Here is a 16,421-nt window from a genome sequence, read left to right as displayed (position 1 = left end):
GCACACATGCGTGCACCCAGGCCGAAGGTCGCCATCGCGGCCGTCGCGGTCGCGGCCCTCGCGGTAGCAGGCTGCGCCGAGAGCAACCGCGGCGACAAATCCGGTGATAGCAAGAAGGACACCCTCGTCTTCGGCGTCGCCGGAGACCCGAAGGTGCTCGACCCGAGCTTCGCCAGCGACGGTGAGTCGCTGCGCGTGGCGCGTCAGGTCTTCGAGACCCTGGTTCGGCCGGAGGAGGGTGGCACGAAGATCAGCCCCGGGCTGGCCGAGTCCTGGACGCCGGACGCCGCCGGCACCACCTGGACCTTCAAGCTCCGCTCCGGAGTGAAGTTCCACGACGGGACCGACTTCAACGCCGAGGCCGTCTGCGCCAACTTCGACCGCTGGTACAACGCCAAGGGCCTCATGCAGAGCCCGGACGTGACCGCGTACTGGCAGGACGTCATGGGCGGCTTCGCCAAGAACGAGAACGCGGAGCTGCCGCCGAGCCTCTTCAAGTCCTGCGCCGCCAAGGACGCCACCACTGTGGACCTGTCCTTCACCCGGGTCTCCAGCAAGGTGCCGGCCGCGCTGATGCTCCCCTCGTTCGGCATGCACAGCCCGAAGGCGCTGCAGGAGTTCGACGCCAGCAACGTGGGCGGTACCGCCGAGGACATCAAGTACCCGGCGTACGCGACGGCGCACCCGACCGGCACCGGCCCGTTCAAGTTCAAGTCCTGGGACGTCGCCAACAAGACGCTGACCCTGGAGCGCAACGACGACTACGCGGGCGCCAAGGCCAAGCTGAAGACCCTCATCTTCAAGACGATCTCGGACGAGAACGCCCGCAAGCAGGCGCTGCGCTCCGGTGACATCCAGGGCTACGACCTGGTCGGCCCGGCCGACGTCGAGCCGCTGAAGTCCGAGGGCTTCAACGTGCTCACCCGCCCGGCGTTCAACGTGCTCTACCTGGCGATCAACCAGAAGGGCAACCCGAAGCTCGCCGACATCCGCGTACGGCAGGCCATCGCGTACGCCCTGAACCGTCAGCAGCTGGTCACCTCCAAGCTGCCGCCGGGCGCGAAGGTCGCCGACAACTTCATGCCGGACACCGTCGAGGGCTGGAACGGTGACGTCACCAAGTACAGCTACGACCCGGCCAAGGCGAAGGCGCTGCTGGCCGAGGCGGGCGCGTCGAACCTGACGCTGAAGTTCCACTACCCGACCGAGGTCACCCGGCCGTACATGCCGAACCCGAAGGACATCTTCGAGCTGCTCTCGGCGGACCTCAAGGCCGTCGGCATCACCGTCGAGGCGATCCCGCTGAAGTGGAGCCCGGACTACCTGAACGCCACCACGTCGGGCAGCAAGCACGACATCCACTTCCTGGGCTGGACCGGTGACTACGGCGACGCCTACAACTTCATCGGCACCTTCTTCGACCGGCCGAAGGACGAGTGGGGCTTCAACAACAAGGCCCTGTTCGACCAGTTCAAGGACGCGGACACCACCGCCGACATCGCGGCCCGGACGGAGAAGTACAAGGCCCTGAACAAGTCCGTGATGGACTTCCTGCCCGGTGTGCCGATCTCGCACTCGCCCCCGGCGATCGTGTTCGGCAAGGACGTGACCGGCGTCAAGGCCAGCCCGGTCACCGACGAGCGGTACGCCACCGCCGAGTTCAAGTAAGTCCTGATCTGACGCAGCAAGGAACGCGGGCGGGCGCTGTCCACAGCGCCCGCCCGCAACCCTCCGCACCCCTTCGAGGCCGCCGTGTTCCGGTTCATCGTCAGACGCCTGCTTCAGCTGATACCCACGCTGTTCGGGCTCTCCCTCCTGCTCTTCATCTGGCTCCGCCGGCTTCCCGGCGGCCCCGAGACCGCCATCCTCGGCGAGCGCGGCACGCCGGAGATGCGTGCCGCCATCCGCCGCAACATGGGGCTCGACGAGCCCATCCTGGTCCAGTACGGCCGGTTCGTCCGTCGGATGATCAAACTCGATCTGGGCACCTCGACCTCCACCAAGCGGGCGGTCACCACGGAGTTCATCGAGCGCTTCCCCGGCACCGTCGAGCTGACCATCACTGCGATGATCATCGCGATCGGGGTCGGCATCCCGCTGGGTTACCTGGCCGCCCGTCGGCGCGGCCGATTCCTGGACCACGCGTCGGTCGGCGGCTCGCTGATCGGCATCTGCATCCCGGTCTTCTTCCTGGGCTACGTGCTCAAGGCGATCTTCTCGGAGAACCTGCACTGGTTCCCGTCCAGTGGTCGGCAGGACCCGACGCTCGGAGCGACCCGGATCACCAACTTCTTCGTCCTCGACGGGTTGATGACCCGTGAGTGGGACGCCGCGGCCGACGCGCTCTGGCACCTGGTGCTGCCGGCCATCGCGCTGGCCAGCATTCCGCTGGCGATCATCGTGCGGATCACCCGGGCGAGCGTGCTGGAGGTCCTCAACGAGGACTTCGTCCGCACCGCCGAGGCGAAGGGCCTGACCGAGCAGACGGTCCGCCGCCGCCACGTGCTGCGCAACGCGATGCTGCCGGTGGCCACCTCGATCGGCCTGCTCGCCGGTGGCCTGCTCTCCGGCGCCGTGCTGACCGAGACCGTCTTCGCCTTCAGCGGCATCGGAGCGTTCGTCGCCGAGGCCATCGGCCAGCGCGACTATCCGGTGCTGATGGGCTTCATCCTGATCATCGCGGTGGTGTACGTGCTGGTGAACCTGCTGGTCGACCTCTCCTACAGCTTCATCGACCCGAGGGTGAGGGTGCGATGACACTCACCCCGGGCAAGAAGCGCGAGAAGATCGACCGGCTCTCCGAGCTGGCCGCCCGTGACGACGAGCGCGGCGTCAGCCTCTGGCAGGAGGCGTTCCGCCGACTCCGGAGCAACCCGGCCGCGATCGTCGGCGCGGTCATCCTGGCGCTCTTCCTGCTGGTCGCGATAATCGGGCCGTTCCTCGTGCCGTACGGGCCGACCGACACGATCGGCATCCGCGAGGGCCTGATCAAGCCGGGTGTCATCCCCGGACCGGACGGTGACCACTGGTTCGGGTACGACCACCAGGGCCGGGACGAGTTCAGCCGGATGATCGTGGGGGCCCGACAGACCCTGCTGGTCGGTGTGGTCTCCACCCTCATCGGTCTGGCGATCGGCGCGTTGATCGGTGGCATCTCGGGTGCCGCGGCCGGTCTCGGCGGCCGGTGGGGGCGCTGGGTCGACACCACCCTGATGCGCTTCATAGACATGCTGCTGGCGATGCCGAGCCTGCTGCTGGCGGTGAGCATCGCCGCCCTGCTCGGGGCCAGCCTGACCACCGTGATGATCGCGGTCGGCGTGGTCTCGGTGCCGGTCTTCGCCCGGCTGCTGCGCGGTTCGATGATCTCCCAGGCCAACAGCGACTACGTGCTGGCGGCCACCTCGCTCGGTGTGAAGAAGTCGAAGATCGCGCTGACCCACGTGGTGCCGAACTCGCTGGCCCCGGTGATCGTGCAGGCCACGCTGACCCTGGCCACCGCGATCATCGAGGCCGCGGCGCTGTCCTTCCTCGGCCTGGGCAACCCGGACACCGCCGTGCCGGAGTGGGGCGTCATGCTCGCCGACGCGCAGCAGTACCTCGGCATCCGGCCGTCGCTGGCGATCTACCCGGCCGTCGCGATCATCATCACCGCGCTCGGCTTCACCCTGCTCGGTGAGGCGATGCGTGAGGCCCTCGACCCGAAGCTGCGGAAGTAGGCCCCTTCATGTGTGAAGCGCGAGGAGTGAGCTTGCGAGCCCCGCAGTCGCGAACGAAGGCCGTCATGTGTGAAGCGCGAGGAGTGAGCTTGCGAGCCCCGCAGTCGCGAACGAAGGCCGTCATGTGTGAAGCGCGAGGAGTGAGCTTGCGAGCCCCGCAGTCGCGAACGGAAGGCCAGTGATGGCACTGCTCGAAGTTGATGATCTCTCCGTCACGTTCGCGCGGCGCGGCCAGCGGGCCGTGCACGCCGTCGACGGGGTGTCCTTCTCGGTCGACGCCGGTGAGGTGGTCGGCCTGGTCGGCGAGTCCGGCTGTGGCAAGAGCGTCACCTCGCTGGCGATCATGGGTCTGCTGCCGAAGCAGCCGGGCCTGCGGGTCGGCGGCAAGGCCGTCTTCGACGGCACCGACCTGCTCCAGCTCGACGACCGGTCGCGGCGGGACATCCGCGGCCGGGACATCGCCATGATCTTCCAGGATCCGCTCTCCTCGCTGAACCCGGTGATCCCGATCGGGTTGCAGGTGACCGAGGTGCTGACCCGGCACCGGGGGATGAAGGGCGCGGCCGCGGCGAAGGAGGCGGCGGAGTTGCTGGACCGGGTCGGTATCCCCGACCCGAGGCGGCGGCTGAAGGAGTACCCGCACCAGCTCTCCGGTGGGATGCGCCAGCGTGCGCTCATCGCCATGGCGGTGGCCTGCCAGCCTCGGCTGCTGATCGCCGACGAGCCGACCACCGCGCTGGACGTCACCATCCAGGCGCAGATCCTGGAACTGCTCAAGGAACTGGTCCGGGACTCCGGCACCGCACTGCTGATGATCACCCACGACCTGGGTGTGGTGGCCGGCATGTGCGACACCGTCAACGTGCTCTACGGCGGTCGGGTGGTGGAGACGGCCCGTCGCCGTCCGCTGTTCCGCCAGCCGCGGCACCCGTACACGGTGGGTCTGCTCGGCTCGGTGCCCCGGCTCGACGCTGGGCGGGGCGAGAAGCTCAGCCCGATCCCCGGTTCGGTCCGCGACCTGCTGCCCTGGCCGGAGGGCTGTGCCTTCGCCCCGCGCTGCGCCCGTCGGACCGACGAGTGCGTGGGTGAGCCGCCGGAGTTGGTGCAGGCACACGACGGACGTAGCTACCGGTGCGTCAACCCGGAGCCGGTGCCCGGCACGGTGCCCGCACCGCGCGAGGAGGAGCCAGCGTGAGCGAGAACGACACGCTCGTCGAGGTACGCGACCTGAAGGTGCACTTTCCGATCAAGCGGGGTGTGCTGTTCGACAGGGTGGTCGGCCATGTGAAGGCCGTCGACGGGGTGGACCTCAGCATTCCGAGGGGCAAGACGTACGGCCTGGTCGGCGAGTCCGGCTGTGGCAAGTCCACGCTGGGTCGGGCGTTGCTCCAGCTCACCCCGCCGACCGCCGGCGAGGTCGAGTTCGACGGCGTCGAGCTGACCACGTTGCCGGCCGGCAAGCTGCGCGGCATGCGTCGGCGGATGCAGATGATCTTCCAGGACCCGATGTCCAGCCTCGATCCCCGGCAGAACGTCGAGTCGATCCTGACCGAGGGGATGCAGACCCACGGGATCGGGGCCGACCGCACCGAACGTCGCCGGATCATCGGCGAGACCCTGGACGCGGTGGGGTTGCCCCGGTGGGCGCTGTCCCGCTACCCGCACGAGTTCTCCGGTGGCCAGCGGCAGCGCATCGGCATCGCCCGCGCGCTCGTGCTCGGGCCGGAGCTGATTGTCGCCGACGAACCGGTGTCCGCGCTCGACGTCTCGATCCAGGCGCAGGTGGTCAACCTGCTCGACGAACTCCAGGACAGCCTCGGGCTGACCTACCTGGTGATCGCACACGACCTCGCGGTGGTCCGGCACATCTCCGACACCGTCGGCGTGATGTACCTGGGCGCGCTGGTCGAGGAGGCGCCGAGCGACAGGCTCTACACCGAGCCGCTGCACCCGTACACCAGGGCGTTGATGTCCGCGGTGCCGGTGCCGGACCCGGACGTGGAGGACCGCCGGGAGCGCATCCTGCTCGCCGGTGACCTGCCGTCGCCGGCCAACCCGCCGTCCGGCTGCCGTTTCCACACACGGTGCCCCTGGTCGCAGCCCACCCGCTGCGCCGACGAACGACCCGTGTTGCGGGAGATCGGCGTCAGCCGGGTGGCGTGCCACTGGGCCGAGCAGATCGCCAGCGGTGAGCTACGACCGCACCAGACCAGCGCGCAGGTCGTCCGCCCCGAGGCCGAGGGGGACGAGCCGGCGGTCGTCTCCGCCCCCACCGAGCCCGGCTCGTACGTCTGACCAGGCCCGCTCGCCCCGACCAGCGGCCGGGGCGAGCGCGGCCGGCCGATCGACGGTTCAGCCCTCGGGTCGGTTCAGCAGACCCACCGCGATGCCGTGCACCGCGTCCACCGCCGCCGGGTCGGTCAGCGCGACCGAGCCGCCGGTCACCGCGTACCACTCGTCCGCGTCCTTGTACTGCACCCGCAGGGTGACCTTGCCGTCGGCGTACTCGGTGCGCAGGGTCAGGTCGCCGGTGACCACGCCCACCTCGTCGGTCATCACCCCGCCGGGGCCGGGCACGATGTCCGCGGTGCGACTCTGCGGGCCGGTCGCGCCGCCGGAATCGGCCACCATGCCGGCACCCGGCACGGCGGCGGCGGTCTCGGCGGAGCCGTCCGCGGTCATGCCGGCGGCGGCCGGGGCGGGTTCCGCGCCCGCCGTGGCGCCTGTCGCCGCTTCCTCGCTCATCAACAGCCCTCCAGCATGTCGGTCAGGGCGGCCTTCTCGGCAGCGGTCACCGTCAGCTTCCAGTAGTGCTTCACCGTCACCCAGTCCTTGGCGTACTGGCACCAGTAGGACCGGTCCGCCGGCTTCCACTGGGACGGGTCCTGGTCACCCTTTGCCCGGTTGGAGGCGGCGGAAACCGCGAAGAGCTGCGGACGGGTGGTGTCGTTGGCGAAATCACCGCGCTTCGTGTTGTCCCACTCGTCGGCGCCCGAGCGCCACGCGTTGGCCAACGGCACCATGTGGTCGATGTCCACGTCGGAGGGATCGGAGAAGCTGCGACCGTCGTACACGCTCTCCCAGCGGCCGCCGACGACGTTGCATCCGGACAGCTTCACGTCCTTGCCGTCGCGTTGGAGGATGCTGTCCCGGACGTCGCAGTTCTTGCCGGTGTCCCGCCAGTGCGGGAAGCGCTCCCTGCTGTAGCCCCTCATCGAGCCGGCGGCGGCGACCGTCAGCTCACTGAGCTGCTGCGCGGCGTCGCCGCCACCGCTCGGCGGTGATGCGCCCGGCTCGTCCTGCGGAGGGACGCAACCGGCCACGCCGAGCGCCAGCGCCGCGGTGAGCGCGGCCACCGCCGCTCGCGGTCCTGATCTGGTACGCACAGACGACACCTCTCCAGCTTGGGGGCTCCCGGCGATTGCGCACAGTACCCGGGTATGGTTTCGGCGTTTCGTGGCGTCTCCCGCATGACGCAAGGAAGATTGGTGGGATGACCGCACCCGTACCGGCGTCCACCCTCCGGATGGGCACCGCCGCCGGGCGGGGCACCCTGCTCGCCGCCGTGCTCGCCTCCGGCATGGTCTTCCTGGACAGCACCGTCGTCAACGTGGCGCTGCCGAAGCTCGGGCAGGACCTCGGCGCGAACGTCTCCGACCTCCAGTGGACCATCAACGGCTATCTACTCATGCTCGCGGCGTTCGTGCTACTCGGCGGCGCGCTCGGGGACCGTTTCGGCAGGCGGCGGGTCTTCCTCCTCGGCGTGCTCTGGTTCACCGCCGCCTCGGTGCTGTGCGGGCTCGCCCAGGGCACCGGCTGGCTGATCGCCGCCCGCTTCCTCCAGGGCGCCGGTGGCGCGTTGCTCACCCCCGGGTCGCTGTCGGTGCTCCAGGCCAGTTTCCATCCGGACGACCGGGGCCGGGCCATCGGCGCGTGGGCCGGGCTGTCCGGGGTGTCCACGGCGCTGGGTCCGTTCATCGGGGGTTGGTTGATCGACGCGCTCTCCTGGCGCTGGATCTTCTTCCTCAACGTGCCGATCGCCGTGCTCGTGGTGCTGGCCGCGCTGCGCTGGGTGCCGGAGAGCCGGGACGAGAGCGCCTCGCGGACCGCCGGGCCGGGACAGACCCGACGCCGCTTCGACGTGGCCGGCGCCCTGCTCGGAGCGCTCGCCCTCGCCGGCATCACCTACGCCCTGATCGACGCGCCGGCGCGCGGGTTCGACTCGGTCGAGGTGCTGGTCGCCGCGGTGGTCGGGGTGCTGTCCGCGGTGGCCTTCGTGCTGCTGGAACGGCGGCGCGGCGACACGGCGATGCTGCCCACCGGGCTGTTCGGCAGTCGGCTCTTCTCGGTGTTGAACATCTTCACGGTGGTCGTCTACGCGGCGCTCGGCGGCTTCACCTTCTTCTTTGCCGTCTACCTGCAGAACGTGGTCGGGTGGTCGGCCTTCCGCACCGGCATCGCGCTGCTGCCGATGACGCTGCTGTTGTTGGTCGGGTCGGCCCGGTCCGGCGCCCTGTCGGCGCGGATCGGCCCCCGCCTCCAGTTGACGGTCGGGCCGGTGCTCGCCGCGGTCGGTCTGCTGCTGCTGCGCGGCGTCGGGCCGGGCGCGTCGTACTGGCGGGACGTGCTGCCCGGGGTGCTGCTCTTCGGCATCGGGCTGACCCTGGTCGTGGCACCGCTCACCGCGTCCGTGCTGGCCGCCGTGCAGGACCGGTTCTCCGGGGTGGCCAGCGGCTTCAACAACGCCGCGTCCCGGGCCGGCGGCCTGCTCGCGGTGGCCGCGCTGCCCCTGCTGGTGGGCCTCTCCGGTGGCGGGTACGAGCAGAAGACCGAACTGACCGACGCGTTCCGGAGCGCTATGGAGTGGTGCGCCGGGCTGCTCGTCGTCGGCGCGGTCCTGGCCCTCGTGCTGATCCACCGACCGAACCGGGAGGCGCCGCCGTCCCAGCCCTGTCACTCGCTGCCCGCCGCCACACCACCGGCCCGGCGGAAATAGGGAAGGGCCCCCGAACGGAGGCCCTTCCGATCAGCTCTCAGCTCGCGCGGGCCCGGTTGACGGCGCTGGTGACCGCCCTGATCGACGCGGTGACGATGTTGGCGTCGGTGCCGACACCCCAGACCGTCTTCCCGTCCACCTCGCACTCCACGTACGCGGCGGCCTGCGCGTCACCGCCGGAGGAGAGCGCGTGCTCGTGGTAGTCGAGCACCCGGACGCCCACCCCGACCGAGACGAGCGCGTTGACGTACGCGTCGATCGGGCCGTTGCCGACCGCGGCCAGCGACCGCCGGTCGGCGCCCACCCCGACCTCGGCCTCGATCTCCACCTTGCCGTCGGCGGTGCCGATGGTGTAGCCGTGCAGCCGGACCGCCGGGTCGGGCTGGTGGTCGAGCAGGTAGTGGGTAGCGAAGATCTCCCACATGGCGCGCGGGTCGACCTCGCCACCGTTGTGGTCGGTGACCTGCTGCACCACACCGGAGAACTCGATCTGGAGCCGGCGCGGCAGGTCCAGCTGGTACTCGCTCTTCATGATGTACGCGACGCCGCCCTTGCCGGACTGCGAGTTGACCCGGATGACCGCCTCGTAGGTGCGGCCCAGGTCCTTCGGGTCGATCGGCAGGTACGGCACCGCCCAGGTGTGCTCGTCCACCGGCACGCCGGCTGCCTCCGCGTCGGCGGCGAGCGCGTCGAAGCCCTTCTTGATGGCGTCCTGGTGGGAGCCGGAGAAGGCGGTGTAGACCAGGTCACCCGCGTACGGGTGGCGCTCGTGCACGGGGAGCTGGTTGCAGTATTCGACGGCGCGCCGGATCTCGTCGATGTTCGAGAAGTCGATCATCGGATCGATGCCCTGCGAGAAGATGTTGAGCCCCAGGGTCACCAGGTCGACGTTGCCGGTGCGCTCACCGTTGCCGAACAGGCAGCCCTCGATGCGGTCCGCGCCGGCGAGCAGGCCCAGCTCGGCGGCGGCGACCCCGGTGCCCCGGTCGTTGTGCGGGTGCAGGCTGAGCACCACGCTGTCCCGCCGCGGCAGGTGCCTGTGCATCCACTCGATCGAGTCGGCGTACACGTTGGGGGTGGCCATCTCCACGGTGGCCGGCAGGTTGATGATCAGCGGCCGGTCCGGGGTCGGGTCGATCACGTCGATGACCCGGGAGCAGACCTCCAGCGCGTACTCCAGCTCGGTGCCCGTGTACGACTCCGGCGAGTACTCGTAGTAGATGTCCGTGTCCGGGGTGTGGATCTCCGCGTACTTCTGGCAGAGCCGCGCGCCGGTGGTGGCGATGTCGGCGATGCCGTCCTTGTCCAGGCCGAAGACCACCCGCCGCTGGAGGGTGGAGGTCGAGTTGTAGAAGTGCACGATGGCGCGCTTCGCGCCGCGCAGCGACTCGAACGTCCTGTCGATCAGGTGCTCCCGGCACTGCGTGAGCACCTGGATGGTGACGTCGTCCGGGATCATGTCCTGTTCGATGAGCTGCCGGACGAAGTCGAAGTCGGTCTGGCTGGCGGACGGGAAGCCGACCTCGATCTCCTTGTAACCCATCTGCACCAGCAGTTGGAACATCCGGCGCTTGCGCTCCGGCGACATCGGGTCGATCAGGGCCTGGTTGCCGTCGCGCAGGTCGACGGCGCACCAGCGCGGGGCCGCCTGGATGGTGCGGGTGGGCCAGGTGCGGTCGGGCAGCTCGACCCGGATCTGCTCCTGGTACGGCTGGTAGCGGTGGTACGGCATCCGGCTCGGGCGCTGCCGGGCGATCGGATCAGATTCGGCGTCGGTGACAGGTTGAGCCATCTCAGAGTGCTCCCTGGAACATGTGGCGTCAGCAGATCGGAAGGTGTCGGCGAGATGCCGGGCGACGGTGCGCGGCGGTGCCGAGGGGAAGCTCAGATGTGCTGGACGGCGCGATGCGACTCCGCGACGAGGTGCCGGCCGGTCAGGCCTCGTCGCGGCGGCTAAGGAGAACGAGCGCCTGCCACATGACCAGGTCACCCTACGTGATGAACCTGGGTGTGGAAAGGCCGGTCCGGACTATGGGATCGATGTCCTTGTCGGCTCCGGGGCCTGGGAACCCAGCCTCGGGGTCCGTCCGGCCCAGGCCACGGCGGGCACGATCGCCGCTGCGACCAGCACGAAGATCGCTGCCGTCGGTAACCAACCCCAGCCGCCGGTGGTCACGCCGAGCGCGGTCAGTCCCGCCGGAGCGATCAGGTACTGCACCTGGGAGCCGAGCCGGAACGCCCCCACGTACGCGCCGCGCTGGTCGGCCGGCGGCCGAGCGGGTCCGACCGCTGGTGGAGCTGGCGTGGGCTGGCGCTGAATCCCTCCGTGTTCTCCAACCGGCGGGTGCTGTGGAACCTCCTGGAGGACTCGGTGCCGGTCGGGGCGTACCCCGTTCGTGCGGTGGGAACGCTCTGGGAGGCGACCGGGGCGCCGGCCGGCGACCCGCTGGCACGGGTGATCAGCCCTGGCCGGGCCGCGCTGCTGCACCTGCTCGACGCCGCGACCACCACCACCACCGGCCTGGCCCGACTCACCGGGATGTCCGCCGGGAACGTCTCCCAGCACCTGGCCGCGCTGCACGCCGCCGGCCTGGTCCACCGGTCCCGCGAGGGTCGGCACGTCCTCTACCGCAACACCGACGCGGCGAAGGTCCTGCTCCGGGCGAGTCAGGGCGGATGACCCGCCGAAAGGATCAGGGCGTTCCCGCGCTCGGGCTGTCCGACGGGTCCGGCGTCGGCGGTGCCGCGGTGTCGAGTGGTTCCGCGTCCACCACCACCGCGCCGGCCAGTTGCACGGTGGCCGGCGCCGGGCCGGGCGGCGCGGCCAGCCGCAGCGCCCCGGCCCCGGTCCGGACGCCGGTCGGTGTGCCGTCGGTGTCGTAGCAGTAGATGCCCACGTCCAGCGGGGCGTTCAGCGACGCCGAGGTGGAGTCCACCGAGTAGCAGGTGCCGGTCACGCCCTCGGGCGCGTCGGCCTGCGCCACCGCCAGCGGCGCCCGCCGGTCGGTGAGCACGTCCAGCCAGTCGGTGAGCGGGTGCTGGACCCGAGGGTCCGACCGGCGGGGGATCGTGTCGTCCCGGTCGCCCAGGCGGACGCAACGGGCCGGGTCCGGATGGCCGCTCGACGGCAGGGCGCACTGGAACAGGCCGTCGGTCGTGCTGGCCATCGAGACGTCGACGGTGCCGCCCAGCGCGCCCCCGGGCACGTCGACCCGCCAACTGCCATCGTTCGCGCTGGTGAAGACGAGGGTGCGGTCCGGTTGGTCGGCCTGGCTGTAGACGTACTGGGCGACCATGTGGCGGTCCTGGGCGGCGGCCGCCAGCGCGGCCAGCTCCTCCCGCGCCGCGTCCACCTCGACCGTTCCGGGATCGGCCGGTGGCGGTGCCGGAGGCTGCGCGGTGGAGCAGGCGACCAGGAACGCCGGCAGGGCGAGGGCGAGCGGCCCGAGCACACGGCCGGTCGGGCGGAGGAGGACGGGCACCGGCCCATTCTGGCGGGTGCGGGCGGCCGGCGGGGTCGACGCGTGCCGTGCTCGCTCCGGCGTGTCGGGCGACGCCGTTCCGCGTACCCTCCGACCTGGTGGGACCGGCCGGGCGGGCCGGATCGTGGGATCACCTGACCCGGCCTCGCCGCCCGCCGGATACCCTCAAGGGGTCTGACACGCGCCGCCGGCCCCGGTTCCGGCGGCGTCGGCACGCTCAGGGTCACTGGGAGGGAGTGCACCGTCGTGGCACTCGTGGTGCAGAAGTACGGCGGGTCCTCCGTCGCCAACGCCGAGCGGATCAAGCGGGTGGCCGAGCGCATCGTCGCTGCCCGCAAGGCCGGCGACGACGTGGTGGTGGTGGTCTCCGCCATGGGGGACACCACCGACGAACTGCTCGACCTGGCCAACCAGGTCAGCCCGCTGCCGCCGGGCCGCGAGCTGGACATGTTGCTCACCGCCGGGGAGCGGATCTCCATGGCGCTGCTCGCCATGGCCATCCACAACCTGGGGTACGAGGCCCGCTCGTTCACCGGCTCGCAGGCCGGCGTGATCACCACCTCGGTGCACGGCCGTGCCCGGATCATCGACGTCACCCCCGGGCGGCTCAAGGGCGCGCTCGACGAGGGCTCGGTGGTCATCGTGGCCGGCTTCCAGGGCGTTTCACAGGACACCAAGGACGTCACCACGCTGGGCCGCGGTGGCTCGGACACCACCGCCGTGGCGCTCGCTGCCGCCCTGCACGCCGACGTCTGCGAGATCTACACCGACGTGGACGGCATCTTCACCGCCGACCCGCGGATCGTGCCGAACGCCCGGCACATCGAGCAGATCACCTACGAGGAGACGCTGGAGCTGGCCGCGTGCGGCGCGAAGGTCCTGCACCTGCGTAGCGTGGAATACGCCCGACGGGCGGGGTTGCCGATCCACGTCCGTTCGTCATACTCGACCAACACCGGCACGCTGGTCACCGGATCGATGGAGGACCCTTCCGTGGAGCAGGCACTGATCACCGGGGTCGCGCACGACCGTAGCGAGGCCAAGATCACGATCGTCGGCGTGCCCGACGAGCCGGGTGCCGCCGCGCGGATCTTCGACACCGTCGCGGGCGCCGAGATCAACATCGACATGATCGTCCAGAACGTCTCCACCGAGGGCACCGGTCGCACGGACATCTCGTTCACCCTGCCCAAGGCCGACGGCCCGACCGCCATGGCCGCGCTCAGCAAGATCCAGGAGCCGGTCAAGTTCAAGGGCCTGCTCTACGACGACCACGTCGGCAAGGTCTCACTGATCGGCGCCGGCATGCGCTCGCACCCCGGCGTGGCCGCCGGCTTCTTCGCCGCGCTCGGCGCGGCCGGGGTCAACATCGAGATGATCTCCACCTCGGAGATCCGGGTCTCCGTGGTCTGCCGGGACACCGACCTCGACGCCGCTGTCCGCGCCATCCACGACGCGTTCGAGTTGGGCGGCGATACCGAAGCCGTGGTCTACGCGGGGACGGGTAGGTAACACCCGTGTCGGCGCTGCCCACCCTCGCCGTGGTCGGAGCGACAGGAGCCGTCGGCACGGTGATGTGTGAGCTGCTCACCGGCCGGCGCAACGTCTGGGGCGAGATCCGCCTGCTGGCCTCCGAGCGGTCGGTCGGTCGCCGGGTGCGTTGCCGGGGTGAGGAACTCGTCGTCCAGGCGCTGACCCCCGAGGCGTTCGACGGGGTCGACGTGGCCATGTTCGACGTCCCCGACGAGGTCTCGGCCGAGTGGGCGCCGATCGCCGTCTCCCGGGGCGCTATCGCCGTCGACAACTCCGGCGCGTTCCGGATGGATCGGGACGTCCCGCTGGTCGTACCGGAGATCAACCCCGACCAGGTCCGCAACCGGCCCCGGGGCATCATCGCCAACGCCAACTGCACCACCCTCGCGATGATCATCGCGGTCGCGCCGCTGCACCGCGAGTACGGCCTACGCGAACTGGTGCTCGCCTCCTACCAGGCGGTCTCCGGCGCCGGACAATCCGGCGTCGACATCCTGCACGACCAGCTCACCAAGGTCGCCGGCGATCGGGCGCTCGGCTCACGGACCGGCGACGTACGCCAGGCGGTCGGCGACGACCTGGGCCCGTTCCCCGCGCCGCTGGCGCTCAACGTGGTGCCCTGGGCCGGCTCCCCGGCGGACAGCGGCTGGTCGTCGGAAGAGATGAAGATTCGCAACGAGTCCCGGAAGATCCTCGGTCTGCCCGATCTCAAGGTGTCCGCCACCTGCGTCCGGGTGCCGGTGGTCACCGCCCACTCGGTGGCCGTGCACGCGGTCTTCGCCACCGAGGTCGACGCCGAGGGCGCCCGCGAGGCGCTCCGCAACGCGCCCGGCGTGATCCTGGTCGACGACCCCGCCGCCGGGGAGTTCCCGATGCCGATCGACGCGGTCGGCACCGACCCGTCCTGGGTCGGCCGGATCCGCCGCGCCCTGGACGACCCCAGGGCTCTCGACTTCTTCGTCACCGGCGACAACCTCCGCAAGGGCGCGGCCCTCAACACCGCCCAGATAGCCGAGCTCCTAGCCAAAGAACTCCAAACCCCCTAACCCCACCCCCCGGCCCCCGGCCCGGGCCCCCGGCCCCCGGCCCGGTTGATCATGAAGTTATGGCCAATCGGCTCGGCGTGTCCTGGCAATAACTTCATGATCAACGGAGAACAGGGCAGGGCAGGGAGGGCGGGGCTGGGCTGGGGCGGGGGTTAGGCGGCGGAGAGGCGTACGCCGTCGCGGCCGTGGCGCTTCACCGCGTAGAGGGCCTGGTCGGCTCGCTTGAGGGCGCGGTCGGGGGATTCGCCGGGACGGGGCAGCGCCACACCCACACTGATCGTGCGTCCGATCCGCCGGGCAGCCTCGGTCAGGCGCTCGGCGATCCGGACCGCCTCCTCCGGGCGGCTCACCTCGATCACCGCGACGAACTCGTCGCCGCCGATCCGGTACAGCTCGTCGCCGTGCCGCAACGCCGCCTCCAGGGCCCGCGCCAGCCCGACCAGCACCCGGTCGCCGGCCTGGTGGCCGTACGTGTCGTTGACGGTCTTGAAGCCGTCCACGTCGATGGCCAGCAGCGCCGTACGCCCGGGGGTGGCCGCTGCGATCCGCTGCCCGAACGGGCCGGTGTGCCGCAACCCGGTGAGCGGGTCCGAGCTGGCCTGCTCCCGCAGTCGGGTCAGCGTGCGCAGCCGGTCGATGCTGGTCCAGGCCTGCCCGGCGAGCAGTTCCATGAGGCTGACGGTGGTCGGGTCCGGGCGCAGGGCGCGCTCGTCGGCTACCAGCAGGACGCCACCGGCCTCCGCCGGACCGACCGGCACGGCGACCAGCGTGTGCACACCCGCCCGGATCAGCGGTCGGTAGTCGGCGGTCGGGGGGTGCCCCGCTTCGCCCAGCGTGTAGCCGGCCCCGTACCGGTGGGCGCGGTCGACAATCCGGTCCAGTGCGACCGGGCCGGCCTTGGCCAGTTCGGCGCGGAGTCGGAGCTCCAGTCCGTCGGGCGCCGCCGGGGGTGGGCCGAGCTGACCGCCGAGCACCAGCACCGCTGTGGAGAGGGTGGAGACCTCCCGGGCGGCGTCGGCGGCCACGCCCAACACCTCCCCCTCGGTCGGGGCGGAGGAGAGTGCCGCGGCGTGCCGGAGCAGCTTCTCGCTGCGGGTCTCGGCGGGTGGGCCACCGAGCGCGGCGATGCGCGAGCCGAGCCGGTCGGCCAGCCGCTGCGCGACCTCACACCACGATGCCAGATCGGTCGACTCGCTCCACTGGAGGTCGAGGACACCGATCGCCCGGCCCGCCGGGTCCAGCACCGGCACGCACAGCTCGGCGGTCACGTCCGGGCGTACCGGTAGGTAGTCCGGGTCGGCGGTGACGTCCGGGACGACGGCGGCCACGCCGGTCGCGTGCACGCGACCGACGATGCCGGTGCGCGCCGGCACCGTGGCGAAGACCTGCCAGGCACCGGTCGCCGCGACGCAGCGCAGGCGGTCATGGACCGCGAGCAGCACCGAGATGGTCGCCGGGGTGTGCCGGGACAGCGCGGTGACCGTCCACCGACAGGCCTCCAGCGCACTCGACGCCATCGGCAGGCGGACGGTGACGTCACGGATGACTCGCTGATGATCCACTCGCACGTCGTTCCAGGTAGGGGAGGGGCCCGGCCAGCGCCGAGCCGCGCGATCAAGCGTACTCACGGCGGCGAGGGCCCGATCAT

At 70.9% G+C, this 16,421-nt stretch carries 15 protein-coding genes; 9 read left to right on the top strand and 6 right to left on the bottom strand.

Annotated features, from left to right (window positions below; genetic code table 11):
- The first annotated feature begins 6 nt into the window (after window positions 1–6).
- The 5 genes from O7634_RS08050 to O7634_RS08030 all read left to right on the top strand — a co-directional run bounded on the left by O7634_RS08050 (window position 7) and on the right by O7634_RS08030 (window position 6,011).
- Window positions 7–1,668 (top strand): ABC transporter substrate-binding protein, encoded by a 1,662-nt coding sequence (locus O7634_RS08050; RefSeq protein ID WP_278149513.1) that lies wholly within the window; start codon window positions 7–9, stop codon window positions 1,666–1,668.
- 84 nt (window positions 1,669–1,752) lie between these two features.
- Window positions 1,753–2,757: an ABC transporter permease gene (locus O7634_RS08045; protein ID WP_088987228.1), complete on the top strand. Its 1,005-nt coding sequence runs from the start codon at window positions 1,753–1,755 to the stop codon at window positions 2,755–2,757.
- Window positions 2,754–3,716, top strand: coding sequence for an ABC transporter permease (locus tag O7634_RS08040; RefSeq protein ID WP_278149512.1), 963 nt, complete (start codon window positions 2,754–2,756; stop codon window positions 3,714–3,716). The genes O7634_RS08045 and O7634_RS08040 overlap by 4 nt, the downstream gene beginning before the upstream one ends.
- A gap of 181 nt (window positions 3,717–3,897) precedes the next feature.
- Window positions 3,898–4,911 (top strand): ABC transporter ATP-binding protein, encoded by a 1,014-nt coding sequence (locus O7634_RS08035; RefSeq protein ID WP_278149511.1) that lies wholly within the window; start codon window positions 3,898–3,900, stop codon window positions 4,909–4,911.
- Window positions 4,908–6,011 carry an oligopeptide/dipeptide ABC transporter ATP-binding protein gene (locus tag O7634_RS08030; RefSeq protein ID WP_278149510.1) on the top strand — a complete coding sequence of 368 codons (1,104 nt, stop codon included), beginning with the start codon at window positions 4,908–4,910 and terminating at the stop codon, window positions 6,009–6,011. The genes O7634_RS08035 and O7634_RS08030 overlap by 4 nt, the downstream gene beginning before the upstream one ends.
- Before the next feature lie 57 nt (window positions 6,012–6,068).
- Here the strand turns inward: O7634_RS08030 and O7634_RS08025 are convergent, their stop codons facing one another.
- Together O7634_RS08025 and O7634_RS08020 are read right to left on the bottom strand one after the other, a co-directional pair.
- Complete coding sequence (locus tag O7634_RS08025) at window positions 6,069–6,461, bottom strand: hypothetical protein (protein WP_278149509.1); 393 nt, start codon at window positions 6,459–6,461, stop codon at window positions 6,069–6,071.
- Window positions 6,461–7,102 (bottom strand): HNH endonuclease family protein, encoded by a 642-nt coding sequence (locus tag O7634_RS08020; RefSeq protein WP_278149508.1) that lies wholly within the window; start codon window positions 7,100–7,102, stop codon window positions 6,461–6,463. Before O7634_RS08020 ends, O7634_RS08025 begins: the two co-directional genes overlap by 1 nt.
- Window positions 7,103–7,209: 107 nt before the next feature.
- On the opposite strand from O7634_RS08020, the gene O7634_RS08015 reads away from it, so the two are divergent.
- The gene (locus tag O7634_RS08015) at window positions 7,210–8,712 is read left to right on the top strand and encodes an MFS transporter (RefSeq protein ID WP_278149507.1); all 1,503 of its coding nucleotides are present in this window, start codon (window positions 7,210–7,212) and stop codon (window positions 8,710–8,712) included.
- Window positions 8,713–8,749: 37 nt separating this feature from the next.
- Here the strand turns inward: O7634_RS08015 and leuA are convergent, their stop codons facing one another.
- Window positions 8,750–10,504: a 2-isopropylmalate synthase gene (gene leuA / locus O7634_RS08010; protein WP_278149506.1), complete on the bottom strand. Its 1,755-nt coding sequence runs from the start codon at window positions 10,502–10,504 to the stop codon at window positions 8,750–8,752.
- Window positions 10,505–10,741: 237 nt separating this feature from the next.
- The gene (locus O7634_RS08005; RefSeq protein ID WP_278149505.1) at window positions 10,742–10,957 is read right to left on the bottom strand and encodes a hypothetical protein; all 216 of its coding nucleotides are present in this window, start codon (window positions 10,955–10,957) and stop codon (window positions 10,742–10,744) included.
- 81 nt (window positions 10,958–11,038) lie between these two features.
- Here O7634_RS08005 and O7634_RS08000 point away from each other — a divergent pair, with 81 nt between their 5' ends.
- Window positions 11,039–11,392, top strand: a complete 354-nt coding sequence (locus O7634_RS08000) for a helix-turn-helix domain-containing protein (protein ID WP_278149504.1) — start codon at window positions 11,039–11,041, stop codon at window positions 11,390–11,392.
- A gap of 13 nt (window positions 11,393–11,405) precedes the next feature.
- On the opposite strand, the gene O7634_RS07995 is transcribed toward O7634_RS08000, so the two are convergent.
- Window positions 11,406–12,194: a hypothetical protein gene (locus O7634_RS07995; protein ID WP_278149503.1), complete on the bottom strand. Its 789-nt coding sequence runs from the start codon at window positions 12,192–12,194 to the stop codon at window positions 11,406–11,408.
- Between the two features lie 246 nt (window positions 12,195–12,440).
- Here O7634_RS07995 and O7634_RS07990 point away from each other — a divergent pair, with 246 nt between their 5' ends.
- Together O7634_RS07990 and O7634_RS07985 are read left to right on the top strand one after the other, a co-directional pair.
- Window positions 12,441–13,706 carry an aspartate kinase gene (locus O7634_RS07990; protein ID WP_278149502.1) on the top strand — a complete coding sequence of 422 codons (1,266 nt, stop codon included), beginning with the start codon at window positions 12,441–12,443 and terminating at the stop codon, window positions 13,704–13,706.
- A gap of 5 nt (window positions 13,707–13,711) precedes the next feature.
- Window positions 13,712–14,773: an aspartate-semialdehyde dehydrogenase gene (locus O7634_RS07985; protein ID WP_278149501.1), complete on the top strand. Its 1,062-nt coding sequence runs from the start codon at window positions 13,712–13,714 to the stop codon at window positions 14,771–14,773.
- 152 nt (window positions 14,774–14,925) lie between these two features.
- On the opposite strand, the gene O7634_RS07980 is transcribed toward O7634_RS07985, so the two are convergent.
- A complete protein-coding gene (locus tag O7634_RS07980) occupies window positions 14,926–16,335 on the bottom strand; it encodes a sensor domain-containing diguanylate cyclase (protein ID WP_278149500.1) in 1,410 nt (469 codons plus the stop codon).
- Window positions 16,336–16,421 lie beyond the last annotated feature (86 nt).

This window comes from Micromonospora sp. WMMD1120, assembly GCF_029626235.1.
In the GTDB taxonomy this organism is placed as follows: Bacteria; Actinomycetota; Actinomycetes; order Mycobacteriales; family Micromonosporaceae; genus Micromonospora.
This window is presented reverse-complemented; position numbering and strand designations above follow the sequence as displayed.